The 25839-nt window shown below is 38.5% G+C and carries 18 protein-coding genes and 2 pseudogenes; all 20 read right to left on the reverse strand.

The genetic code is table 11. The features are described 5' to 3' along the window. A pseudogene (locus D1164_RS22785) lies at positions 1–211 on the reverse strand (MFS transporter); the annotation flags it as partial. Positions 212–218: 7 nt separating this feature from the next. After that, positions 219–1748, reverse strand: coding sequence for a hypothetical protein (locus D1164_RS22790; RefSeq protein WP_119352223.1), 1530 nt, complete (start codon positions 1746–1748; stop codon positions 219–221). A gap of 33 nt (positions 1749–1781) precedes the next feature. Then, positions 1782–3026: a glycosyl hydrolase family 28 protein gene (locus D1164_RS22795; RefSeq protein WP_119352224.1), complete on the reverse strand. Its 1245-nt coding sequence runs from the start codon at positions 3024–3026 to the stop codon at positions 1782–1784. 170 nt (positions 3027–3196) lie between these two features. Continuing rightward, positions 3197–4678: a RagB/SusD family nutrient uptake outer membrane protein gene (locus D1164_RS22800; RefSeq protein ID WP_119352225.1), complete on the reverse strand. Its 1482-nt coding sequence runs from the start codon at positions 4676–4678 to the stop codon at positions 3197–3199. A gap of 11 nt (positions 4679–4689) precedes the next feature. After that, a complete protein-coding gene (locus D1164_RS22805; RefSeq protein WP_119352226.1) occupies positions 4690–8094 on the reverse strand; it encodes a TonB-dependent receptor in 3405 nt (1134 codons plus the stop codon). Positions 8095–8180: 86 nt separating this feature from the next. After that, complete coding sequence (locus D1164_RS22810) at positions 8181–9104, reverse strand: FecR family protein (protein ID WP_172594602.1); 924 nt, start codon at positions 9102–9104, stop codon at positions 8181–8183. Between the two features lie 176 nt (positions 9105–9280). After that, on the reverse strand, positions 9281–9865 hold the full coding sequence (locus D1164_RS22815; protein WP_172594603.1) for an RNA polymerase sigma factor: 585 nt from the start codon (positions 9863–9865) through the stop codon (positions 9281–9283). A gap of 583 nt (positions 9866–10448) precedes the next feature. Then, a complete protein-coding gene (locus D1164_RS22820; protein ID WP_119352240.1) occupies positions 10449–11303 on the reverse strand; it encodes a fumarylacetoacetate hydrolase family protein in 855 nt (284 codons plus the stop codon). Positions 11304–11344: 41 nt separating this feature from the next. Then, the gene (locus D1164_RS22825) at positions 11345–12520 is read right to left on the reverse strand and encodes a mandelate racemase/muconate lactonizing enzyme family protein (protein ID WP_119352229.1); all 1176 of its coding nucleotides are present in this window, start codon (positions 12518–12520) and stop codon (positions 11345–11347) included. A gap of 20 nt (positions 12521–12540) precedes the next feature. After that, the gene (locus tag D1164_RS22830) at positions 12541–13290 is read right to left on the reverse strand and encodes an SDR family NAD(P)-dependent oxidoreductase (RefSeq protein WP_119352230.1); all 750 of its coding nucleotides are present in this window, start codon (positions 13288–13290) and stop codon (positions 12541–12543) included. Between the two features lie 107 nt (positions 13291–13397). Beyond that, complete coding sequence (locus tag D1164_RS22835) at positions 13398–14306, reverse strand: DUF5107 domain-containing protein (RefSeq protein ID WP_119352231.1); 909 nt, start codon at positions 14304–14306, stop codon at positions 13398–13400. 183 nt (positions 14307–14489) lie between these two features. Next, positions 14490–15683 (reverse strand): MFS transporter, encoded by a 1194-nt coding sequence (locus D1164_RS22840; RefSeq protein WP_119352232.1) that lies wholly within the window; start codon positions 15681–15683, stop codon positions 14490–14492. 55 nt (positions 15684–15738) lie between these two features. Further along, entirely contained in the window at positions 15739–16500 is a 762-nt protein-coding gene (locus D1164_RS22845) for an SDR family NAD(P)-dependent oxidoreductase (protein ID WP_119352233.1), read from the reverse strand. A 434-nt stretch (positions 16501–16934) separates the two neighbouring features. Then, positions 16935–17207, reverse strand: a pseudogene (locus tag D1164_RS22850) (transposase); the annotation flags it as partial. 224 nt (positions 17208–17431) lie between these two features. Then, on the reverse strand, positions 17432–18985 hold the full coding sequence (locus D1164_RS22855) for a glycosyl hydrolase family 28 protein (protein ID WP_119352234.1): 1554 nt from the start codon (positions 18983–18985) through the stop codon (positions 17432–17434). A gap of 18 nt (positions 18986–19003) precedes the next feature. After that, entirely contained in the window at positions 19004–19981 is a 978-nt protein-coding gene (locus D1164_RS22860; RefSeq protein ID WP_119352235.1) for a D-cysteine desulfhydrase family protein, read from the reverse strand. A gap of 360 nt (positions 19982–20341) precedes the next feature. Continuing rightward, positions 20342–22528 carry an alpha/beta hydrolase family protein gene (locus D1164_RS22865; RefSeq protein WP_119352236.1) on the reverse strand — a complete coding sequence of 729 codons (2187 nt, stop codon included), beginning with the start codon at positions 22526–22528 and terminating at the stop codon, positions 20342–20344. Positions 22529–22533: 5 nt separating this feature from the next. Then, a complete protein-coding gene (locus D1164_RS22870; RefSeq protein ID WP_119352237.1) occupies positions 22534–23034 on the reverse strand; it encodes a hypothetical protein in 501 nt (166 codons plus the stop codon). A gap of 87 nt (positions 23035–23121) precedes the next feature. Next, a complete protein-coding gene (locus tag D1164_RS22875) occupies positions 23122–24666 on the reverse strand; it encodes a Gfo/Idh/MocA family protein (RefSeq protein WP_119352238.1) in 1545 nt (514 codons plus the stop codon). Positions 24667–25222: 556 nt separating this feature from the next. Then, positions 25223–25839: T9SS type A sorting domain-containing protein (locus D1164_RS22880; RefSeq protein WP_119352239.1), on the reverse strand; the 617-nt coding region annotated here is incomplete at its 5' end.

Here is a 25839-nt window from a genome sequence, read left to right on the forward strand (position 1 = left end):
AAATAAATACTTTCCCTTTTTTGTCCTGGAGTATTCCCATGGGTATGGACAACACCCCGAACATCAGGTAGCCCAAAAATGGCAGCAGGGTGGCTGCGGTTATGGAAAGCGTGAATGACTCCCGTGCCAGGCTTACCATCGGACCCGCTGCATCCACCATGCCCATGGATAAAAATATCAGATAGACCGGTAGAAATTGTTTGTGAAGCATGGTTTTGTTATTCTGTCTCCCAAAGAGAATTTATAAGATTGACGGTTTCGTCTACCAGTACCTGTCCTCCTGCAGGCCCCACTTTGTTGACCATCGCGCTGTAGCCTCTGTAGCCTTCTCCTGTTATGGCCCGTTTCGTTGGAAGATATCCGGCTCCATCTCCCCCGCTTAACTGGACAATAAAAGTTTGCCTGGCTTTGCTCCTGCCCGTCATCCTGAAACCATAATCCATGTAAAGCTCAAAAGGATTGGTTGCAAAAGCTACCTCTCCAATCCGGAGTACGTGTAATTCAACCGGATAAAACGGATGCTGTTCCTGCTCTTCATACTGCTGTACCAGGGCCTCCTGTTTTTTTACAATTCCAAAATCGGATAATTTATTGTCCCACGGGCCGTACACTTTTACTTTTTCATTCTCCTCTATTTCTTTCAAAAACCTGTTCCAGGCTGTTTCCGGCGAATTCGGATCATCCGGTTCCTGTGACCTGATTCTTTTTACAATTGCCAGCGCTTTCTTATACTCCTCTTTGCTGTATTTTCTTGTGGGAAGGCTTATGTTTTTCACAACATGTTTAAAAACAACCTGGTTCTGAATGTTGCTCCTGGCATCAGGATAAGCTTCATCAATAACATGTGCCAGCCTCTTGCCAATTTCAACCACACCGGGAACATCCCACATATCGGGTTCGCCGGCTTTATATCCGCGGGAAAGGTCGCGGGGGGAGATGTCGCCGGCAGCGCTTATCTGGGGCAAAACATGCACATTCCCGGGAAATGTATTGTTTAAATACGTCCTGACTTCACTCCAGTAATCTGCCGAAACATAATACTTTGATTCTGTTACCTGGGCCGGACAGGCAACATTCATTACAATGCCCGTCAGCTTTTTATCCATATCCCAGCAAAAGAGCATGTCGACACCGGAGTCTTCAGGCCCTTCCAGCCCAATAAAATCTTCTCTGCCGGTAGAACCATACATTTCGGTGGAACCGTCAGCGTATTCAACCCGCCTGTTGTGACCAACAACAGCATACCGCAGTTCGCGGCTTATCCCGCCCGGCTTTCTGTTTTCCCAGGCCGAAACAGCTACTTTGCATAATTTATCAAGTAACATTGCCCGGTCTTTACTTTCAATGCCGGTATCGAAAGAGGAGTGGGTGTGCGTGGCATTCAGGAATAGTTTATTAAGGTCAAAACCCTCCATTTTTCCCTTAAGCACTTTCCGAAGTGAATCCTGCAGGCCGTCACTGAAGCTGACTACATCGACCGAAATCATAATAGCCTGCTCTTTGTTTCCACTATCACATACAGACTCCATTGCCAGCGCTGTGGCGTCCAACGGGCTTTGCACATATTCCGATATCCGCTCATAATACTGCCCCTGCAATGAGACCGAACCATCCGGGGTAATGTTTTCTGAGGCCCAGCCAATAAGAATATGCTGAGCATACCCATTTTGTGCAACAATCTTGGTTGTTACCGACGGTAAAACAACACATAAAATGTAAAGTATGATAATAAACTTGCCTTTTTTCATTTGGTTCCCTGATTTTAAAATTGACCTAATCCTTTATTCATTTAATTTTTTCAGACCATGGGTGATAATATTCCTGGTTTTGGCTTCATCTGTATTGTACAGTATAATTTGAGCCTCATCCCCACGATAAAGACCATTTATGAAACTACAATCTGCGATGGCTTCTTCAATCTGAATTAAAGAACGACCGTCTCCCATAATATTCATGGCATGGATATTATTAATTTTTCCGGGCTGAGAGTCTTTGCCATAGCCTTTGCCACCAACCAGCATTGCATTGTATCCCCCTTCGAATATTACTCCGTTGATATATACATTATTGATACTGGCTACATCGTTTGCCCGGATAGCAATAGCGCGGGTAGCACTTTTGCAGACTATGTTGGTAATGTAAATATTCTCTGTATCGTCTTCCGGTCCACTCCATTTTTTGGAGGTTACCATAGTGGAATTTAATGTTCCTCCTTCTAAATTGTCAGAATATATTCCAAGTGTTGATAAGGCAATAAAGTCATCTTCTGTAGTACCGGAAATATTGTTGATTCTGAAGTTTTTACATCCGTGACGAAGGTCAATCCCGTCCCTGTTTCTAATAAATACCTCTTTCCCGTTCACCTTTTGAAAGTCAGGACAGTCGAACGTAATATCTGAAATTTCGGCATTCAATGTGCGCTCAAAACTCACGGCCCAGGCATGTGCATTTTCTATATTAACATTCTTTAGTTTAAAGCCGTCTACATAAGCCATCAGAATCATAATATTGCGCCAGTCACCCTTCTGCTTTTTTCCTTTTTTTCCGGCATCACTTCCATAGCTGACCCTGCCCGGCTGCTTTTCAGAAACCAGTGTCCTGGCTCCATCGCCTGTAGCTCTCGGATTATCAGCACCCTTTAACAAAACATCACCGATACCAATTATACTTACATTTCTGACCCACTGCGGATCAGTGATTCCTATTCCCGCATTACCACTGCGAAACATGTTGTCTCTGCAGCTATCCGATAATTGAATCGTACAATTTTCGAGAATAACTTTGATATTGGATGGCAATAGAATAGCACTATCCAATAGCCAGATACCGGAACCATTAGAATTATCAGCAGGAATAATCACTTTTCCTGTGGTTTCGGCAGCTTTATCAATGGCCGCCTGGATGCGCTCAGTATCAGTCCCCTTAAATTGATTGGGGGTAATATCAGTCAGATTTCGTTCTGAGCAACCAACAACCAATAAAAAGTAAAGTATTACAGTCCAATAATTTCTAAATAATTTTTGCATAATTCGTAATTAAAGTATTGATTAGAATAACTTACAACTCTTGTAGTAAAACCAACGATATTGATGGAGGATAACTATCTGTTCCTTACAAATCCTTGAGCTGTTATAAATGGAATAATTAAAAAGAAGCTCCAGCCTTAAAGCCGGAACCTCCTTTTAGTCAAATAAGTCTAATATCCTGGGTTTTGCCACATAAAATCCCTATCTCTATTTACATCCAATTCGCGTTGAGGTATGGGGAAAATATGATGATGCTCTTGCATACTGAATTTTCCACCTCCGCCTTCATCCGTGCGGGTAAAGTGATTATTCATTACATCCATTGCCTTACCAGAACGGACTAAGTCGTACCATCTCAAATACTCACCAGCAAATTCAAGGCGACGTTCATGCAACAAAATTTCTCTGAATGCATCCTGGGTTGGTACCAGAGAAGCAGTAAGCGGCTCTATGTCGGCACGGTTTCTAATCTCATTTAAGATAGAAAATGCCTCCCCATCGGCAACATAGTTTTGCTCATTTAGAACTTCGGCGTACATTAGTTTCACATCGGTATAACGTAAAACTGGCATATTTAACTCATAATCTGATCTACTTGAGGGTTGGGTACCCTTGGCATATTTAACATAAAATATGGAAACGGTATCAACAACACCTTGTTTTGTTATGTATCCTTTCCTGAGAGAAAACGTTTTTCTTAAATCCCCTTCCTCATAGGCATTATATAATGCCGGAGATACTAAATTGGCGCCGGATACTCCTCCCCAGGGGAATAAAGAATCTACAACAAACTCATGCACTGCATTTGCAACCCAGGCATTTCCCTGGCCAACATTACCTGACATATACTGTACCTGAAAAACATGCTCCTTACTATTGTCATAGCTATCCAAAAAACAATGCGAATACTCGTCGGCTAACTGATAATTTCCGGAGTTAATAATACTTTCCAACAAAGGTTTTGCTTCCGAAAATTTCTTTTGAAACACCAACAGTCGTGCATGAATACCCTGAGCAGCATACTTAGTAGCTTTTCCCAGATCTTTTGCTGACCATTCTTCGGGCAATAAAGATGCAGCGGCAGCTAAATCCTGAGCGGCAAAATCAAAGGTTTCTGTTTGGGTACTTCGGGCCATTACCTTTATTTCATCCACTTTCATTTCGCCATCAATTAATGGCACCCCGCCATAAAGAAATCCTAAATAGAAATAAGCATAACCCCTTAAGAAATAGGCTTCTCCTTTAATATATCCCTTCGCGACCTCATCATCAAAAGAAGCATCATCAATTTTATCCAGAATCAAATTACACCGGCTAATCATAATCCAATAGTTATTCCAGACACTGGTAAGTAATGGCGTAGATTCATCATTTTCAAAACGATGTACTCTGTTATGGTCATAACTATTTATAGGATCATCCTGAATATTATCACTTCTACACTCCAGGGTGTTGATAATACTACCATTATGCAAACTTCTTAAAACAGCATATGCACCATTAACAGCCAATTTAAAATCATTTTCTGTTTGGTAAAAACTTCCTGCATTGTAACTGGAAATAGGATTTAAATCCAAATAATCATTACACGAAGTACCTAATAACAAAAAAACAGCAATTAATATATTCGTTAATTTATTCTTTGATTTCATAATTGATAGAGTTAAAAAGTTAAATCAATTCCAAAGCTATACCTTCTTGAAAGACCATAAGAAGCGTTATCAACTCCTGCAGATGTTGTTTCATTTCCCCAGTTTGTTGATTCCGGCGAAGGCCCAATATATTTATCCCAGGTATAAAAGTTATCACTCATCACATAAATCCGGATATTATCAAAACCAATTCGTTGACTTATCGATTTTGAAAAATTGTAACCTAATGTGATATTCTTTATCCTAAGAAATGAGGCATCGTATAGTTCCCAATCAGAGAAACTGGGATTGTTACCAAATCGCATTCTTGATTTTCCATCAGAAGACAAATCAACTTTTGACACAAACGGATGTTGCGGATACGGATCTTCACCTGTAGGAGAATCCGGTTTATAGCTGTGTACCCAATGCTTCAGCGAATTCATTCCCTGATATTGCCCGCTATCAAAATACCTCCATGCAATATGCCATATTTTAGAACCTACTTGCCCTTGCAATAAAATATTCAAATCAAAATTTTTATACTTAAATTGATTGTTGAACCCAAAAATTAAATCAGGTTGGTTATTACCAACTATTGTAATATCCTGAGAATTAATTTTTCCGTCTTTATTTACATCAACAATTTTCGTATTTCCCGGCTCCTGTCCCGGAGCAACAGGGACAAGAGGTTCCCCATTTTCATCAAAATCCTTGGGAAGTAAAAGGCCATCAGTTTTATACATATAAAAACTGCCAATAGGTTCTCCAATCGTTGTAATAAAGGCCGAACTACCATATGCAGTAATAATAATTGGCGCATCATCTACTCCCAATTTTTTTACTTCATTTATATTCCTGGAAAGATTTAATGAAGTAATCCAATTAAACTGTTTTCGGATATTATGTGTGGTAAGTTCGAACTCCCAACCCCGGTTTTGTACTTCTCCTAAATTTGAACGCATAGAACCATGCCCGGTCATATAAGAAATGTTACTATTTAATAACATGTCTTTTGTATCGTCAATATAATAATCAAGATTAGCTTGAATTCGGTTGTTTAACGCAGAGAAATCGATCCCGATTCCTTTCGTTACTTTGGTTTCCCAACCCAGATCCGGATTTCCCACGGAAGAGGGAGCAAGTCCGTTGGCAATAGCACCATTCAAATTATAGTTAGTAATACCGAGGGCAGCAATATGCTCGTAATTACCAATATTATCATTCCCGGCTACACCTGTCATTACACGTAGTTTCAACAAATCCAACCATTCAGTATCCTGCATGAAGCTTTCCCGGTCAATTTTCCACCCAACCGATGCTGATGGGAACCACCCCCATTTGGTGTCTCTTCCAAACTTAGAAGAACCATCTCTCCTAAGATTCACCGTCAGCAAATATTTATCATCAACATTAAAATTTAACCGGCTAAAAAATGACGCAATGGAATTTTTAGCCTCTGATGTAGAAGCACCTGTTTTGGTAGATGCCACATTCAAAGTATGAATTAAATCGTTGGGATAGTCTGTTGCCGATGCAGAGATATAATACGATTTATAGCTTTCTATACTTTGTCCCAGCAATAAATTAACATCAAAAAGAGAACTTATATTGGGATTAAACATTAAGGTGTTTTGTAATGAATAATTGTATCCCTGGCTTACGCTGGCATTTCCATATGATGGATTCCCCCTGTTGACATTTTTAGGTTTAAAAAATGAATTCTGTGATTCTGAATAATTGTATCCAAATTGTGATTTAAATGATAAGGAGTTAGTAATGCCCCATTCTCCCCAAACATTACTCAGTACCTTGTTGATTTTGTTTTCCCTGTGCGTTTGCTTAAGTTCTTCAACCGGGTTCACATAAGCAAATGCGCCCTCAGCATATCCGGTTTCCTCAGTATTTGAATCCAATGGAACAATGGGGGGAAAAACGCCTCCTCTGTGAACACTACTTGTACCACCTGTAGGCTGTTTGGTAGAAAATGACGGAGCTATGTTCATTCCAATTTGTATATTATTGCCTACGTTAAGTGTTGTGTTTAATCTCAAATTAAATCTTTCATATCCGGTTTCGATTAAAATACCATCTTGTTTCATATAAGAACCGGAAATAAGAAAAGTTCCGATATCCCCTCCCCCAGAAACATTAAGACTATAATTCTGCATAGGGGCAGTTCTGTATAATTCACCCTGCCAATCTGTATCCGGCAGTGACTCGGGATCATTAAGCCAGCTTTCAGGAATTTGTTCAGCAGCAGTGCGGGCACTCATTGGATCACTTAAACTACCTCCACTCCTTAAATAACTCATATTTTTTGCCCATATGTTATATGCCAAAAACTCATCCCTGTTCATCAAATCATAAACACCATCAACACGTTGCAATCCATAATATGCATTGAAATTAAAAACAGGTTTTTGTTTTGTCCCTCTTTTAGTGGTGAGAATAACTACACCATTGGCCCCTCTGGCTCCATATATTGCTGCAGACGAAGCATCCTTTAATACTTCAATTGATTCAATGTCATTAGGATTAAAATCCTGAATATTACTTACAGGAATACCATCCACGACATACAAGGGTGCATTTGATGCATTTATTGTACTCACGCCCCTAATTGTAATACTTAGTTCCTGTCCGGGTTCTCCACTTTTTTCCCTGGCTCTCACCCCGGCCAATTGTCCGGCAAACGCTTCCCCCAAAGTTGTGATTGCCCTTTCTTCCAATGATTCTGATTTGATCTTTGAAACACTCCCGGTGAGGTCTTGTTTTTTTACCGTTCCATAGCCAATTGCCACTACTTCATCAATTCCGATAGTTTCTTCTTCCATCTCCACATTTATGTTCGTTTGGCTTCCAACAACTACCTCTTGGGCCCTCATCCCCACAAACGAAAACACCAGCGTGGCATTATCCGGAATACTGCCCAGGGAATATTTTCCATCCGCATTTGTTATTGTTCCCTGCGTAGTTCCTTTCACCACTACTGTTACACCGGGTAACGGTTGACCACCGGAGTCGGTCACTTTGCCAGAAACGGTTTTTTGCTGCTGCAAAACTTCAAAAGCTATATCAGTAAAAATTATCTGATTAGCAATCATCTGGTACTTAACCCCTTTTTTCACAAATAACTCTTCCAATACTTCTGCCAGAGTAACCTCCTCAAAGTTAATCCTGACCTTTTTTTCAAGGTCAACCTGACTTTTGTCGTAAATAAACCGATACTCCGTTTGAGCTTCAATCTTGTTTAGAACATCCTCAAGGCTTAATTCCTCACCCTTTAGCGTAATTTTCGCATTTTGCGGATACCCGACAGAAGCAATTGTCTGAAAGATACTCACTAACAAAAAAAACAATACGATTCGCATAATTCTTAATGTTTTTTTTAGGGTATGATATATCAATACCCTGTTTCCATAATTTTTTTTCATACATTTGAATTGTTTAGTAATAGTAAAAAACTTGTCTATAAGCTAAATGCCTGAGGAAGTGTCTCCAGCACTTCCTCATTTTTTAGTTATTCTCTTGATATTATTAATTTACGTTGCATTATCTTTCCGTCAGCTGATTCTTTTGCATCTACCAACTCATATTTTATGGGTAATGCTGTCGACATATATTTCAGCAGTTCTTCTAAACTGCCAATTTTTACATTTGCTCTGAACAAATTGTTTTCCAGTCCTTTATTATTTAGCTCAACATCTACATCATAAAATCGCTCAATTTTTCTGCATACAGATTCAAGATACTCATTATTAAATTCCAACCGGCCTTCAATCCAGGAAGTATAACTCCTGGCATTGACATCTGATAAATAGATTTTATTCTTATCTTTTTGAAGCTGCAGTTTTTTATTGGGTTCTAATTGCTTAACAAATCTTTTTGTTTTTCCGGAAACCTCCACCAAACCAGATAAAACAACCACCTCAGAAACGGGTTCGTCTTTATAATTAAGCACATTAAACTCTGTCCCTAAAACACTTACTTTAAAATCGTTAAGCTCCACAACAAAAGGGTGTTTCTCATCACGTTCTACACTAAAAAAAGCTTCTCCTTCAACCGAAATATTTCTATGCTTTTCAAAACTTGTAGGGTAAGTGACTGTTGAACCACCAGCCAACCACCCCATTGACCCATCGGGTAAAGTAAATTTAGTACGAGCTCCTTCCGGACAATGCAATTCAACGAAGCTAAGTTGTTTGACGGTATCCGATACATTTTTGTTATCGCGAAACAAGAAAAAAAGCGCTAAAGGTAAAATCAGTACCGCTGCGATTTGAGATATCCGGATCATCAGGTGTTTTTGCCGTTGTGTTTTCTCAAGCAGAATCTGGTACTTAAGTTTATATAAAACATGTTTTAACTCGGCTTTTGGTATATTGCTATCTTCACAAATAGAACCCCATTCCTCTTTTTGAATGTTTTCTACATCTGCCTCCACCTTCCGTTGACTAAAATAGGTAAGGACGGAACTTATAACCGAAAACGAACGATTTCCTTTATATAATTCTTCAAATACCTTTTTATTATGCGTCATTATTAGTCATTTTTTTTCGGACCTCATACCATAAGACAGGCTCAAATAAAAAGGTACTATGTTTTGATAAAAAAAATATTCTAACGATAAAAAAGAGCGAAGAATAATGCCCCGGAAAGCCCGCTTTTCTTTGCTTCTTGCTTTAGAAATGAAATGGCAGAAGAAATTTGATTTTTTACGGTAGATTCAGCTATTCCCAGGTATTTCGAAATTTCAGATGTATCGAGCCCTTCTTTACGACTTAGCAAGAATATCTCCCTGCGTTTTTCCGGCAATTGGGCAATCAATCGATCCACTTGTTTAATAACGGACTCATAATCTGGTTCATCCGAATCACTTTCAAACAAAAACTCCTGAGCGATAAGTTGTTTATGCTTTTCCCGAACCTGTTTTTTTATGAAGTAGTTTCGAATATTATTCAATGCAATCTTATAAAGATAAGATTTAAAAGCCTCCTCAGACCTTATCTCTTTTTTATGCTTCCAAAGATTTAGAAAAACATCTTGCACAATCTCTTCCGATTCTTCCTTGACATTCAAGTATTTATTAACAAAATAAAAGAGTTTACTGCTATATTTTTCGAATAGTAAATCAAATGCTGAAGAATCACCATCCCTTAACTTTCGGACCAACTCCAACTCCTTATTTAATTTTAATTTTGTCAAGACAAGGCCTGATTTGAAAATTTGTTCAAATATAAATTTTTTACTTCTGAACGGATAAATTTATAATATGGGTTTCAATTTTTTTACATCAAATGAATTGAAAAATGTATAATCACCTCGTTTGATTTCAATGTCATTTCTAAGAAAACCCTGCCAACGCGTAAGTTGTAATATATTTATAGTGCACTTAGAAACCGGGAAATAATTTTGGCCACACAAGCCTCTTCACGCGTTCTTATTTTTAGGTATGTATCTTTCCTGTCCGGTTTTTATAAATTCATAAGTTATGCGGATCACAAGTTAATATTAGCTGATTATCAATAATTCGCCCCACTCTTGGGTTGCGTCTTTACCCCGCATTGCCTTCCCCAAGCTTCGCACGGGGCTATTTTTATTTATGTCCTTCAGACACTTCTTTATCCCGAAAGGGATGGAACAATAACAGCCACGGGTAAAACCCGTGGTAATAAAGTGGATATGAGAAGAACCCCAAAGTGGGTTCAACCCGTCGCATAAGTTATGCGGTACATAGAAACGTTAGAAAACAGATAAGAAATTAGAATTATGGCCGTAGTTGGCTTAACTACGGGTAATTAACAAACTTTTGTTTTTGAAACCCCAGCCCTTCAATTCCAAGCTCTACAACATCACCATCTTTTAAGTATTGTGGTGGCTTTTTCCCCATCCCGACACCGGGAGGCGTTCCCGTTGAAATGAGGTCGCCAGGTTCAAGCACCATAAACTGCGAGAGATACCAAACGATATGATGAACATCAAATATCATCAGACCTGTGTTTCCCTGCTGCATGGGTTCACCATTTACTTTTAACTCCAGTTTTAAACTATTGACATCATCCATTTCATCGGAAGTCAATAAAAATGGACCAATTGGACTGAACCCTTTGCAGGATTTTCCTTTTGTCCATTGGCCACCCTTTTCTAACTGGAATGCCCTTTCCGATACATCATGGGAAATACAATAACCTGCAATATAATTGTCAGCCTCATCTGGACTTTCCAAATACATGGCTTCTTTGCCTATTATCACCCCCAGTTCAACTTCCCAGTCTGTTTTATCACTATTTTTAGGAATATAAACATCATCATAAGGTCCGCTAACGGTATTGGATGCTTTCATAAAAACCACCGGTTCTTTAGGAATTTCCGCACCACTTTCCCTGGCATGGTCAGAATAGTTTAACCCAATACAAATTATTTTTGGTGGCCTTGCAACACATGGGGCCCACCGGACAGATTCTGCAATCTTCGGGAATTCCCCTTCCTTTGTCATTAACTCTTTAAGCTTCTCCAGTCCACCAGATGCAAAAAATTTTTCGTCCCAATCTTCAAAATAGCCTGACAGATCAAGTCGTTCCCCTTTCTCGTCAAGGATACCTGGCTTTTCATTTTTCTCGTTTCCAAATCGAATTAGCTTCATTGTCAAATTTATTTTTAATACATGTTTTCCTTTACCTTCCATTATATGTCGGGAGTAATATAAACCCTTTCACCCCCGATTTTTATTTCAGTATTGATGAGGTATTTTTTTACTGATTGTGTATCAATTTCAACGCCTAATCCTGGTTTATCCGGGACATTGATATATCCATCCTCATCAGGCAATATACTGGTTTTAGTAATCTCCTTTGCCAAAGGTTTTAACTCAACAGGATATTCACAAATAGTATAATCTTTAATCCCGGCATATGGCTGCAGGGATGCACTTAACGCAAGGTGCGACGTAAATGTGTGGTTTACATAAAAGACATTACTTACTAAGGCCAGATCCGCAACTTGTTTTGCCGCAGATATCCCTCCTACTCTGCCAACATCAATTTGTATGAATTTAATTCCTGCATATTTTATCATTGCCTGTGCCTGTGCAAAATTAGTACAACCTTCGCCACCGGCGATGTCAATTTTGGGGGTTGATTCAGAAAGGCTTTTATAATCTTCGAGATACAGGTTGCGAAATGGTTCTTCTAACCAAAACACATCAACCGATTTTAATGCAGCCAACCTTTCCCTTGCCTGGTCAACTTTACCATTCCAAACAGTACCAGCATCAACCATCAATAAAATATCTTTTCCCAAACCTTCCCGAACAGCATGAAGTTGCTCAATATCGGCTTTCAATCCTTTTGTACCGAAAGGTCCCCAACCAAACTTAACTGCCTTGTACCCATCCGTTTTCGATTTCAAGGCTTTATCAAATGACTCTTGAGGTGTATCTCCAAACAATTGGGAAGCATAAGGTACTTTGGGATTTGCCTTATTGTAACCTAAAAGGCGGTATACAGGTTCGCCCGTCATTTTTCCAAACAAATCCCACAAAGCAGTATCTATTCCTGATAGTGTATGATCTGCCTGAAGCAGATCCAATGAGTTTTCATGCACTAGATTTGAAATCCGGTAGATATCATTAACACTTTCAATCCTTTCTCCTTCCAACGAATATTTTACCGGTTTACATGCACTATGCGACATCGGACACACATAACTTGCAATACTTGTTAACGGAGAGGCTTCACATTCACCCCAACCTTCGTTACCCCCGGCACTAATCCGGACTAATAAAGCATCCTGACTACCATCTCCTATATCTAAAACTTCAGGCATACTTACATAAAAAAAATCAACTGACTCAATCTTCATAATTTAATGATTAATCCCGGTTAAAAAGTAATTGTTAGCCCACCATCCACAGTGATAACCTGACCGGTAATGTAGGTTGCATCTTTACCTGCCAGAAAAAAAGCTACTCCTGCAATTTCATCAGGTTGTCCGGCCCGGCGCAGAGGCAGATGGTGTCCATCCACATAATTGTCTCTGAACCATTTTGTTTCCAGTTCATTCACCCCATTATTAATGCTCATGGGGGTGGAAATAAAACCCGGTGCAATAGCATTCACTAAAATACCTTTGTCTGCAAGTTCAAGAGCGAGAGAACGACAATATTGATTAATGGCTGCTTTGGCCATTGCATAAGCAGAACTACCTTTCTCAACCCGCTCCCCATGAATTGAGGTAATGTGGATAATTCTTCCTCCTTCCGAAAGAAACGGTGCAATAACACGGGTGGTATACACGGCACCATCAACCATTATTTTAAAGGGTTTGTTCCATTCGTCCAACTCATCGTCAATCGGATTACCGGAAATAGAAACTCCTGCACAGTTAACAAAAGCATCCAATTCGCCCCAACGGTCTGTAATTAAATCCCTCAGATCATTTGCGGTTTGAGGAAGTGAATAATCGCCGGCTAAAACCAGGTGATTCCCTGATGGAAACTCATTGATGAGTTGTTTTAGGTTTTCCTCTCTTCTTGCTAATATACAAACATCCCAACCTTCGGATGCAAACCTCCTGGCAGTAGCCATACCAATTCCGGACGAGGCTCCGGTTACAACAACTTTTTTGTTCATTCGTTTAAAATTAGAACCAAGATACAAGAACCAGGACACAGGACAAGAATTTTGATCATTTATCTTTTGTGTTTAACTCCTTAATCATGGTTTTATCTTATTAATAATTACATGTTTTCTCCTGCGTAAATACGGGTATATGTTTCCATTTCCTGCCCTGGATCCAGAACCGTACACTGCCCTTTATCTTTGGCCGAATTTATACTAATAGGCATTGCAGAACATGGCTCAAGGATAGCTGTATTATGATCCAAAAAACCACCATAGGAAGCAAAGTACCATTGGAATGGAAAGATTTTTTTATCATAAACATACCTGAATAAATGATTATTTTTTGTGTTTAAAAAATCCATTTTACCCTGGTCAATGTTATATAAATAAAAAAAGTCGACTGAACCATCTTTGGGCGGGACTACCGAAGCATCAACATTTTGAATCTCGGGCCAATCAAATTCATTCGTATTTGAAAACCGTGAATAATCCAAATCGACCACCCGGGCTTTTTTTGCATCGGTAATCAATCTGTCACCAGCTTCAATACGCAGGGCAGCATGTAATTTCCATAAAAAATGCCGTCTGGCACCAGCCTCATTTTTTATTTTGTAACGAAAGTGGATAACCGGAGACCCTTCATCCAGATAAATTTCTTTGCGATAGAATAATCCACACTGTTTCAGCACTCCTGTCAAAGAAAGTAAATTGTCTTTTATCTCATATTTCAACGATGTTGTCCAAAGTTCGCCATGATCCGGAAGTTCAACCGAGTCTACGGTTTCCGGGATATCATTCGGGATAAGCTCGTCTATTCCCCCTATAAAATTCGAATCATAATCATCTCCCGGCTGATGGGTCGAGAGCAAAAGGTTATCATTTCTCCATAAAAATTCCTTTTGAAGCGATTTGTTGAAAACACTTAATAGTTTACCGCCAAGGTCAGGTACCACTTCAATCTTTATTTGACTGTTTTCGGCAATAATAACCCGGATACCATTTTCATTCTTTTCTGAAATTTTCATCTGATTAAAATTAGACCCCGGAATCAAAAATCAAGATACAAAACAAAAACGCTAACCATTTATCTTTTGTGTTTGATTCCTCCATCGTGATTATTTCATTATTATTCAATTTTATCTGGCACAAAATGAATTTGATGACTGGATATGTCATTTCTTGTGACTAAAACACTCGCCATTCAATACTCATCTCATAACCATTATTTTTGATCGGCGGTAGCAATATACTCCGTATGCGGTAATTAAAACAGCACAAAAAGCGGGGAACAAATAAGAAATTTGTATGCCTTTGGTGTCTGCAATGAGTCCCTGCACAGGAGGGCCTACAGCCCCGCCTATTATTGCCATATTAAGCAGTGCCGAACCTTTTTCGGTAAAGCTACCCAGGCCTTCAATGCCCAAACTAAAAATAGTTGGAAACATAATGGCCATAAATGCCCCTATGCCTACCAAAAAATAAGGGTTCAAAGATGACGATGTAAGCGATGTCAGCAAATACAATATTATGATACATACCCCTGAAAAAGTAATAAGTATACTTGGTTGAACTACTTGCAACAAAAAAACTCCGGTCAATGCAAAAACACATGCAAAAACATAATAATATGTAAGAAACATTGCCGATTTCTCTACGCTAAATCCAGCGATAGAATTATCGCGGAGAAAACTGATAAAATAACCAGCAGTACCTGTTTCCAGAGCCATGTAAAAAAACATAACGATTGCGCCCCAAAACAACTGCGGGTATTTTCCGGATTCTTTTAGTATTGAGAACACAGAAAATCCTTTTAATATATCCGGTTTTAATGAAGGAATAGCAGAGATGAAGATTAACATTGAAAACAAGATGGTGCCTGCTCCCAATACCAGGTATGGCACGTGAAAATGGATTGTATCTCCTTTCCCATAAATTAATCCGGTTCCAACCACCGGAGTCAGTAAATATCCAATCCTGCTAAAAAGCTGTACTATATTGACACGCACATGTGATCCGGAGGGGTCGCCCAACAAAGCAGCCATTGGATTGGCGGCTACATTTACAACAGCTACACCTATTGACACTACAAAAATAGCCGTAAGCGCCAGTATATATGATGAGAAATAATAGGCCGGAAGTATTATCAGGCTACCCAAACTGCAAATGATTAAAGCCGTAAACACACTTAGCTTATAACCAACCCGCGATATATACCAGGCAATAGGTATCGGAAAAATCAGATAAACCAGGAAAAAAGATTGTTGAACATAAGATGCCTGCAAATATGTAAGGTTAAAAAAATCTTTTAACGCCGGTAATAAAATATCGTTCATGCAAATAATGGAACCTGTAAATAAAAATACACAGGCCACAATTAACAAAGGCTTAAATTGATGTTTCATCCGTTTTAGTCGATAATTTTCAATAGCAACATAATAAAATCATTTACCCCTGGCTTTAGTATGTTGCACGCCCTCCTGAAATATCATAAATAAACCCGGTAGAAAAGCTATTTTCATCTGAAACAATATAACATGAAAGTGCTGCGACCTCTTCCACTGTCCCCAGCCTGTTCATAGGTATTTTGGCAATCATATACTTTAATTGTTCCGGCGAAGTATCATCGTTCATCGGGGTTTTTATTACAGCTGGAGCCAGTCCGTTTACGGTAATATTTGTTGTGCTGAATTCTTTTGCCACACCTTTTACCAAGCCGATAACACCCGCTTTTGTAGCTGAGTATCCAACCATGCCCGGATTTCCCTCCTTGCCTGCAATAGACGAAAAAAGCAATATGCGCCCTTCCCCTTTTTCCTGCATCACTTGCAACGTGTGTTTCGTAATTAAAAAAGTACCCCTCAGGTTAACCGAGTAAACTTTCTCAAAATCTTCATTAGAAAAGTCCGTTATTTTTGTACTCGTTGGACCAACAATCCCGGCAGCATTTACCAAAACATCAATCCGACCATAGTCGTTTTTTATTTTGAGGATTGTTTTAGAAACCTGTTCCGAACTACTGACATCAACGCAAAATGGCTCAACCAAAATCCCGGCTTCCTGAAATTCTTTCGTTGTTGTTTCCAGTTGTGCATTGTTGTTGTCAAACAATAGTACTGTGGCTCCTTCTTTTCCTAACCTGTGAGCAACGGCTTTGCCTATTCCAACTGCAGCACCGGTAACAAGGGCAATCTTTCCTTTAAATCTTTCTTTAAAATACATAATATATTAAGATTACATTTTTCTATGTATACATGAGTTACCTGTTTTCAATTTGAGAATGATATTTAGGCCTAATACCACAAAACATTCAAACCAACAAGCAATTTCATATTCAGCAGTCTCAAGTTCCCAAAAAAAAACTTGATATGCAAAAGGTGACCCTTAAAATCAGATGAGTTGTTTAGTTTATTCAAATCCACCTGGATCTCTTTCTCTGTAATCTTTACGTTGGTTATCTCAACCAATATCGAAATAAATCTTCCGGAAAAGGGCTTCCACTAAGGCTTTATATTGGTTTTGTTGCGATGTCATTTGCTTCAAAAAAATAAAGCGCAAAGATGAAAGATTTTTTTCTCCATCTATTTTTCAAGGTGAGCCCAAAAAAGGGCTGTCAAAAAACAGCCCTTTAATATCTTATTTAACGTCAGTTCGAGCTAAGCTAACGTACAACTTTGCGTCTGGTCAATAACTTCTTCCATCCTAAGGGTAGGTTTTTTAGGCAGAAAGGAGTAAGCTATCAGACCTGAAAGTAAGTTTGTCAGGAAGTTTTCAAAGTTACGATGCCTGGTATGTTCGATTTGACAGATATTTTTCAATTCATCGTTTACTGTTTCGACCAGAGCTCTTTTGCGAAGCAGGATTTTATCCTGAATCAACATTAAAGAGTTCTTCATGTTTTTGCGAATCTTTGTAATTAGATGTATCCCTCCTTAACTTTGTCAAATTCTTTGCAGAATTCAAAGATAAGATAGAAAATTTCGGTAGTTTTATGCTCCATATTGAGCAAGGTTTTGTTTGTTAAATATTTAAATATAAGACACTTAAATATAAACAAAACTTTGCTTTTTTTTACTAGCAATTTCTTAGGTTTCTTACATCGAACTGACGTTAGTTTAATAAATCTTTTTATTACCTCTTAAGTAATTCAAGATTACCTTAATATGTTTTTAGAGTTGCTTATAATATATTCTGGTTTGTTTCCTTTTTTAGTAAGTACATTTTTAAAATTGAAATCCTTACAGAGGTTCACTGATATTATTGATTTTTCGGGAAGTAAAATATTATTGAAAAGAATGTTCGCGGTATAGTTTGATACCTCAGGATAACCATCAATCAAAATTACTGGTTCTGAGGTGTCAGCTTCTAACATATCAAGATTTGAAAACTCCATATCCTTTAAGTAAGGAATTACCGGAGCCGGTTCCCCGTCGTTATTATACTCAACAGAAGTGAATATCCTTATTTTTTGGAGATTACAATCCTGTACATAGATTCCTTTAACATAACCACCCCTGTCTCTTGTAGCTTTTATCTGAAGTCCATAAATAAGGTTTTCCAACTCGCAATCACGGATAACAATATTTTCTACACCTCCCGACATTTCACTTCCAATTGCCAAACTGTGCCCTGAAATGAATTTACAATCGGAAATAAAAATATTCTTTGTTGGTTTCGCAATGTAATAACCTTCCGGATTCTTGCCTGATTTTATGGCAATACAATCATCACCGGTTGAAAATGTACAATTAAAGATGTAGGAATCGGTTGATGAATCAGGGTCAATCCCGTCTCCATTTGCAGCAGAACTGTTAATCGTTAAGTCATGACAGGTAATGTTTTTACTATAAATGTAATGGATTGTCCAACAGGGGGACTCTTCGATGATTAATCCCTGAATATTGACGTTCTCACAATTCATCAGACAAATTAAACGACCGCGGCCCCTTAAACCACGAGCATCAATCATAGCTTTGGCCAGAGCTGTGCCACCTCCACTTATTACACCTTTTCCCCTAATCGACAGATTACTTACATTGTATCCACCTGAATGGTCCATTTTACCTGCATTTATCAAACTGGCAAACGATTCAAGTTCCCAACCCTCAAAGCGGTTAGGTATCATTGGATAATAATCATTGATATCTAAACTCCCTTTTAGTACACCGCCTTCTGCAATATAAAGGGTCATATTACTTTTCAAAAAAAGCGCTCCACTAATAAATTTGCCAGATGGAATATAAACAATTCCTCCAGGAGTACAATCATCAATTGCTTTTTGAATGGCTTCCGTATTTTTGGTTTTGCCATTGCCAATAGCACCGTAAGCTAATATATTATAGATCTGCCCTTTCTTTTTGGTCGATTGTACCACCTGATTGCTCGCATCAGAAAGTTTTCCTTCTGCATTCTTTGCTTTAACTGAAAAAGTGTAAGACTTTCCCGGCGTCAGGCATTCAACTGTATAATTTGTTTTTTCAACTTCGGCAATTGGGTTGCCATTTTGATATACCTGATAGCTCAAAGTGTTGTCACCATCCGCTGGTTTATCCCATAATAAAGTAATAGTAGAGTCTGTCGCTGATTCAGGCGGAACAATCAGGTTTCGTGGATTTCCAGGGGCTAATCCGGCTGAAGTGAAACAGGAAACAAATACTCCTGTTAGCATTATAAAGTTTCCAGATAGCAATAATAAAATTTTTCTCATTTCTCTTGATTTTGTGTGCTATTTCAGTTTATCAGCATAATAAAAATTTGAAGGTAATCCTCCGGTGTGCCAGAAGAGAACATTTGAACCTTTGGGAATTAGCCCTTTTTTCAGATAATCCAACATACCATAAAATGCCCTACCTGTGTAAACAGGATCAAGCAGAATTCCCTCCGTTGTTGCCAATTCAGTAATTGCGAATTTTTCGTTGTCAGTAATTACACCATAGCCTGGTTTATCATATTCCCTATTCAATTTAATATCTTCCGGCTCAAATTTCCTGGCAATATTAAATAGTTGAATTCCTTCATTTACAACACTTAATACGACCTCTTCCAGACGAAGGCCGTTCGTTTCATCTTTATCTATACTTATTGGGATCAATTCAGTAGCTATCCCAAACATTTCAATGCCCAACATAAAACCTGCCTGTGTTCCACCGGAAGATGAAGCAAAAAATATATAATCGAAATTCAGATTGTTTTCTGATATTTGAAGTTTTAGTTCTTTTACCGCATTTACAAATCCAATAGCTCCGACAATATTTGATCCCCCGTAAGGAATGAGGTAACATTTCTTCCCCTGTTTCTCTACCTGTTTTATTAATTGTTGGCTTAGTTCGCCTTTTCTGCTTTCTCCTGAAAAATGGAGTTTCGCTCCCAGAAAATACGACAAGAGTAAATTGCCCTGATATTTTTCGGGTTCATCTCCCCCTAACAATAAATTACATTCCAACCCTGCAACTGAGCAGGCAGCAGCTGTTTGCCGGCAATGGTTGGACTGTTGAGCTCCTGAAGTAACAATGGTATCGCAGCCATTGTCAAGTGCCTGTTTGATTAAGTACTCAAGCTTGCGGGTTTTATTTCCTCCCGAAGCTAAACCTGAATTATCATCCCGTTTTATAAACAAATTGTACCCGGGATACTTCTCCGATAACCGTTTTAATGATTGTATTGGTGTCGGGAAAAAACCTAATTCAAACTTGTTATCTATCATCTCTTTTTTTTTAGTACTTAAATCGACATAACCAAGATCATTGGCTATAATATATATGAGGTTTGGCTTCTGCCCTTCGACTTCGCTCTGAATGACAGATTTTTTTTATTAGTTTTGACAAGAGAGTATTAAAAGTGTAATAATCGGTAAAAGGAAAATTATTTTTTTCATAACTGGTTTATAATCTTATTTAACAAATGTTTCCCATTTCCTAGTTTCTATACTTTCTTTTGCCTTTGTATAATATGGAAGTATGAAGAAACACAGAATAAAAATCCAATATTTATTAATTATTTTATTCATTTTAAATGTTTTTTTAATAGGGTAATAATTGTCATAAAAAACCTATAAGTTATTTTATTATTTCATTAAACAATCTATTAATAGTTGACCTATCTCATTGCCGGTGGTTCTTATCATATTAAGGTTGCCAGGGTTGCTTTTATCATAAACCGACCTGGGGTAGGCCATCTGGTCGATGATTAACTCCTCCGATGCTGGCTTTTTTTGACCGTTGGACATTCCAACAAATGTCAATCTCTTTGGTGCGGCACATGCCACCAGGTCAGGTAGATCATAAGCTGTCAAAGCCCCGGCAACACCCCAGTTGAAAGATAGGCTATAATCATATAGTTTAGATTGCATGATATTATAATATGAGACAGGAGCTTGAATAAATACTGCACCCTTAATAATTGGGTCGAAAGCTATAGCATGAAGCAAAGCAGGGCAAAGCTCACCAAATGCAACAGCTTGCATAAAATCTGCTTTAACATTTGGGATTCCTTTAAGGAAATTTGCAACATTTATAATATCAGCTGTCTGGATACCTACAATACTCCGCCCAATTAATTGTGCTTCGTATCCATGCGACCCGGGATAATCCCGAAGGGAACTTGTTTCGCCTATACCTAATAAATCAGGGGCAGCAACAATAAATCCCTGTTTTACCAGCTTTTCAACAGGACCACCTACAGCAATCCCTTCTTCCTTACCATCCGGATGGATATAAATCACTGGAGGATGCTCCCCCTCACCATCAGGGATTGCAATCAAAAGTGGGATAACATAATCTTCATCCGTTTCTAAAGCATACATTTTGACGGAGTAACCATCCCTCTGGTAACTTCCCCTGAAAACAAAATTGATACTACTTTTAGGCTTCATATATCCGGAAAGCTTTATCGCTTTTTGCTTAACAATCTCTAAATGTGATGAACTATTCCTTCTGGATTGTTCTATTCTTTTAATAAGGCTATCTGCCTCTGATTTATTAAAGTCAAAAACTGTTTTTCCTTTGTAAGAAGTAGATAGTTGACCTGTCGGGGTTACATTTAATTCATTTTCCGGAAATATTTTCACTTTTTCCTCAGTAGCACTGCCCGGCAGTTTTAATTCTTTTTGAAAAAAGGCATAGGTAGCTTCATTGTTTTTCTGCATGAATCCATGTTCATAATCAGCTTCCGACATTTTAATATTTTCTTCCTTTCCAAATATCTTATATGCATTTGATACCTCTTCAAATGTTTCCCTGGTGCCCTGAATACTAAAAAAATCACGTGTTGTACTAACAATCAGTGTTGGTTTTGGCATTCTGACTTCGATTAAGTCGGCATGGTCGACACCCATTTCTAATCCGTGGTAGAGGTTTTGTTCCCCGTCCTGTGTTCCGACTGACTCAAGGAGCCGTTTGTAGGATGTAATATAACACGATGGAGCAGCTGCAACAATACGTTCATCGAAAGCACCAATAAATGCAGTTTGTGTGCCTCCGCCGGAAAGTCCTGTTAATCCAATCCTTTCAGGGTCAACTTCTTCTCGAGAAAGGAGGTAGTCAATCCCACGGATACCATCCCATATAAAATATTTTATTAAAGAATTACCAGTGAGTAAGCACTGGTTGGTAACATAAGAATGCTCTTCCACCGAACTTTTAATTGGAGATCCAAATAGCACCGAAGTTTTCTCCTGGGGATTAAAGTATTGAAGCCTTTCACCTTGCCCAATAGGGTCGATACTCAGCACAATAAAGCCTTTTTTTACCAGATTAAGAATAACGTTCTGATAAAAATCACGGCGAAATGACTGTGCAGAATGTCCAGATACATTCAATATTGCCGGATGTTTTCCAATTATTCTATTGGGAATAAAAAGGCAGCCTGTAACATATAATCCAGGGATTGATTCGTATAAAATCTTCTCTACTCTAAATCCTTCCCCATAAATAATACCTGTTACTTTAGGGTTGAGAGGAGTTTTAACGGGGAATGGTCCAACAATATTTTTTAAAATATCTTTAACCTTTTGTTGCCTTGACTGCCAATCTTGTGCTGTTTTCAATTGCGTGATTGCATCTGTTCTTTTATCCAGTAAGTTATATGCCTGCTTGTTAAGGTATAGTTGAAGCATGTTTTCCGGATTACTCCATTCGACCCAATCCTCAAGTATTTTAAAATTTTCTTTCTGGGCATTTACATCTTTATTATTTGTAGTTTGTAAGAGTAGGAATACACATATAATTTGAATATAAAATGATATAATTTTCATTTTCCTTACATTTTTGATTTATTATTTTTGAAGATAAACCTATCTATCCCTGATATATGACTTGAAGGAAATAATATCAACACAAAAAGGGCAGCCATTTCAATCAGGTTTTTATTGACAATCCAGTAATTCCCTTCTACATGGGCATTAGCCCCCAGCCCGGAAAACGGGGGATACGACAGGTAATAAAACGACAACAGGGTTATGCCGAACAGTTTAAACGGTTTGGATAACAAGCCAATAAACAAGCTTAAACCAACCAAAACCAACCCCCATTCGTTGAATATGTCGGCAACATGGAGCATAGATGCGGACTGTGCTATCCCTCTAAAAACAGGGGCAAGCGGTCCAACCGAGCCAAGCAAATACCCCTTTGCCGTCCAGCCAGGCGTATAAAACTTCACCAGTCCTTCGTATAAAAAATGCCATCCTATCAAAACCCTTAAAAAGGTTAATGCGAAGATTTGCCAGGATGAATAGATTACTTTTAAATTTTGTTTATTCATGATATTGTTTCATTAATTTATTATTTAGATGTAGTGAAATTTTATGGTTACTACTAATAACTCGAAACTCGTAACTCACAATTTTTTTTATCCGATAATTGCTTTTTCATTATCAGCATCCCACCTTACTGGTTTTTTGTGCACATAAGCTAAATTGGCCAGGTTGAAAGTGACTGCTTCCTCAAATCCTTTGTCAATATTGCAACTGGTTTCCCCATGCCCACGGATGGCATCAACCCACTCTTTTACATGCAGGAAAGTTGTATCAAGCACTTTGCCATCAATAAACGTTGGCCCAAAGCCCCCTTTCATATAAGCCTTCGATGTGGCGGTGGAGATGGCATCCACATCAGTTCTTGGTGCATAGAAATAGAGTGGTCCGGAAGGGTCGGTTTTAACATCTTTGAACTTTTCAGAATACGAGTCTTTATACATCAGTATGGCCCCGTCAATGTCCATAGTTGCTTCTGACCCCAATATGCGCGATGTCCGGGTTACCTGGTTTTTCAGGGTGCCATCATACGTCATTGTAAGCCCTCTTTCAGGATAACTAAATATGGCATTGAAGACGTCGGGCATATCGCCATGGCTTTGATAGTAATACTGACCACCCAGTGCAACCACTATTTCAGGGATCCCAAGGTCCAAAACCTGGTTCACACAATCGTACCTGTGCGTAAAATCGTTCCCCGTGATGCTGGTACCGTAGTCACTGTAACGTTGCCAGCTAAAATACCTTTTCAGGTTGAACTCGTGCCACGGCGCACTGCCAAGGAATTCTTCCCAGTTGATATTGTCTTTGTTCCCCAATTTGTGGTCAAAAGCTTCGTCTCTTATCCATGCCCCGAAAACGGAATTCCGGTTCGTGTATGTTTCTACCATGGAAACATTACCAAAAGCACCTTTTCGGTATAATTCCCGTGCTATTTTAAAACTCATTTGTTGCCGGTTTTCATGCCCCAACTGGAAAATAACGCCTGTCGATTTTATTGTGTCCCTTAATTCAATGGCTTCTTCTATACTGTGGGTCATGGGCTTTTCAAGGTAAACATGTATCCCGGCCTTTGCAGCAGCTATGGCAATAGGGGCATGGGTATGGTCGGTCGTAGCTATAACGATTGCATCGATTTCACCATTAGATATCATTTCACGGTAAGTATGATATATTTTAACGTTAGTATCTTTTTTTTGCCCCTCTCCAATTAAACCATTTTTTACAGGAATGAACTCGCTCCCTCGTTTGGCATGTACCTCGAAAGTGTCGCAAACTCCCACAAGTTCAACATTTAAATCTTCCCGTTGCATTATAGATTGCAGCCAGCTTGAGGTTTCCCCGTTGGCAGTATGCTGCTTAACAGTTTCAGTATGTATGTAGCCGAATGTATTTAACAGTTGTTCCCCCCGCCAGCCGTTGCCTACGAGGCCTATCCTTAAAGGGTTGCCGCTATTACCCGTTGGTGGACGCAGTTTTTCACCCGGAACCTCAAGTTCCCCTATCCCTAAGGTTTTTTGATAATCTATGCTTTTTTCGCTTATCTCCCTGGTAATATTATTTTTAAAGCCAAAAGCAAAATACCCAAAAAAAGGAACTGTTGCCAACCCTTTCAAAAAATCTCTCCTTAGTACTTTCATAATTTCTTATATGTATTTATAAATTAGATTTTTCAGTTAATTATATTAAATGGGGTATCCGGTTATTACCAGTGAAATGTGTAATGATCTGAATTACAATGCATTGAAAATACTCAATATTTTCTCAAGTGGCTATCTATCAGCTCAGTAAGAAAAACTACGGGTAATGATTAGATACCCCACTTTATATTATTTTACTTTGTGTTACATCTAAATCGTAGTCTATTTTAGTTTCTTCGAAAAATATACGTTTAAGTGTTAATATTTTTTATACAGCTTATCTGCTTTAGACATGTGAGAACTATAAATAATTGATAGTACGCCTATTACAAAATATTCGAATTTAATAACAAATTGCATGATAACCATAATTACAGCATGTTATCTTATTTTAAATCTTTACTTGAGCGAAGCAGACAAGCAGTTTTTTTATTTCATCATTCAATCGCCAAACCGAACATCTTAAAGAATAGTCCAAGCTATCTGTTTATGTTATTCAATTAATCTTTTTAAAAGATTTTTTGAGGCATGATAAAAATTCCATATCAATTTAGTTCTATAATCTTTTCATTAGAATCATTTTGTTAGTTTTAACTTGATTATTATACACAATCCGATAGAAATATATTCCGGAAGGTACTTTGTTTCCGTAACCGTCACAGGCATTCCATACTATAGTGTGCGGGCCAGCCGAATAAGTGGCTTTGGTGACTTCTTTAATTGCTTCACCTCTTATGTTATATATTTTAACGGCAACATTGCCCTCTTCCGGTAAAACAAAGCGGATATTTGTAGAAGCGTTAAATGGATTCGGGTGGTTACCAGTATAAAAACTACCTTGGATAATTGTTGCTTCAGGGGATAACGATGTTACTACACTATCGACTGATGCGGTTCCAAAAACACGAAATTCATGTAAACTAACCCAGGTGCCTGTATAAACTGCCGCACCAGTTACAGTTAAACGAACATAACGCCCCGGCTCGCTAAATGTGTCTGCAATTGGGTTCGTGGCTGTACCGGGCTGCGTGTTATTTAACCGGTCGACAACCTGGGTATAAGTTGTGTCCCCATCTGTTTTTACTTCCACTTTAAATTGATAGGCCCTGTCCAGGTGGCAAACCAATTCGGTTTTGCTGAGCAGGTAATCTTTCCCTAAATCTACCTCGACCC

The sequence above is a fragment of the Mariniphaga sediminis genome (genome assembly GCF_003573545.1).
GTDB lineage: Bacteria > Bacteroidota > Bacteroidia > Bacteroidales > Prolixibacteraceae > Mariniphaga > Mariniphaga sediminis.

What these genes read in the sequence shown, in the direction of transcription:
- D1164_RS22790 (WP_119352223.1), bottom strand. Translation starts at nt 1,748, where the DNA reads ATGAAAAAAGGCAAGTTTATTATCATACTTTACATTTTATGTGTTGTT.
- D1164_RS22795 (WP_119352224.1), bottom strand. Translation starts at nt 3,026, where the DNA reads ATGCAAAAATTATTTAGAAATTATTGGACTGTAATACTTTACTTTTTA.
- D1164_RS22800 (WP_119352225.1), bottom strand. Translation starts at nt 4,678, where the DNA reads ATGAAATCAAAGAATAAATTAACGAATATATTAATTGCTGTTTTTTTG.
- D1164_RS22805 (WP_119352226.1), bottom strand. Translation starts at nt 8,094, where the DNA reads ATGAAAAAAAATTATGGAAACAGGGTATTGATATATCATACCCTAAAA.
- D1164_RS22820 (WP_119352240.1), bottom strand. Translation starts at nt 11,303, where the DNA reads ATGAAGCTAATTCGATTTGGAAACGAGAAAAATGAAAAGCCAGGTATC.
- D1164_RS22825 (WP_119352229.1), bottom strand. Translation starts at nt 12,520, where the DNA reads ATGAAGATTGAGTCAGTTGATTTTTTTTATGTAAGTATGCCTGAAGTT.
- D1164_RS22830 (WP_119352230.1), bottom strand. Translation starts at nt 13,290, where the DNA reads ATGAACAAAAAAGTTGTTGTAACCGGAGCCTCGTCCGGAATTGGTATG.
- D1164_RS22835 (WP_119352231.1), bottom strand. Translation starts at nt 14,306, where the DNA reads ATGAAAATTTCAGAAAAGAATGAAAATGGTATCCGGGTTATTATTGCC.
- D1164_RS22840 (WP_119352232.1), bottom strand. Translation starts at nt 15,683, where the DNA reads ATGAAACATCAATTTAAGCCTTTGTTAATTGTGGCCTGTGTATTTTTA.
- D1164_RS22845 (WP_119352233.1), bottom strand. Translation starts at nt 16,500, where the DNA reads ATGTATTTTAAAGAAAGATTTAAAGGAAAGATTGCCCTTGTTACCGGT.
- D1164_RS22855 (WP_119352234.1), bottom strand. Translation starts at nt 18,985, where the DNA reads ATGAGAAAAATTTTATTATTGCTATCTGGAAACTTTATAATGCTAACA.
- D1164_RS22860 (WP_119352235.1), bottom strand. Translation starts at nt 19,981, where the DNA reads ATGATAGATAACAAGTTTGAATTAGGTTTTTTCCCGACACCAATACAA.
- D1164_RS22865 (WP_119352236.1), bottom strand. Translation starts at nt 22,528, where the DNA reads ATGAAAATTATATCATTTTATATTCAAATTATATGTGTATTCCTACTC.
- D1164_RS22870 (WP_119352237.1), bottom strand. Translation starts at nt 23,034, where the DNA reads ATGAATAAACAAAATTTAAAAGTAATCTATTCATCCTGGCAAATCTTC.
- D1164_RS22875 (WP_119352238.1), bottom strand. Translation starts at nt 24,666, where the DNA reads ATGAAAGTACTAAGGAGAGATTTTTTGAAAGGGTTGGCAACAGTTCCT.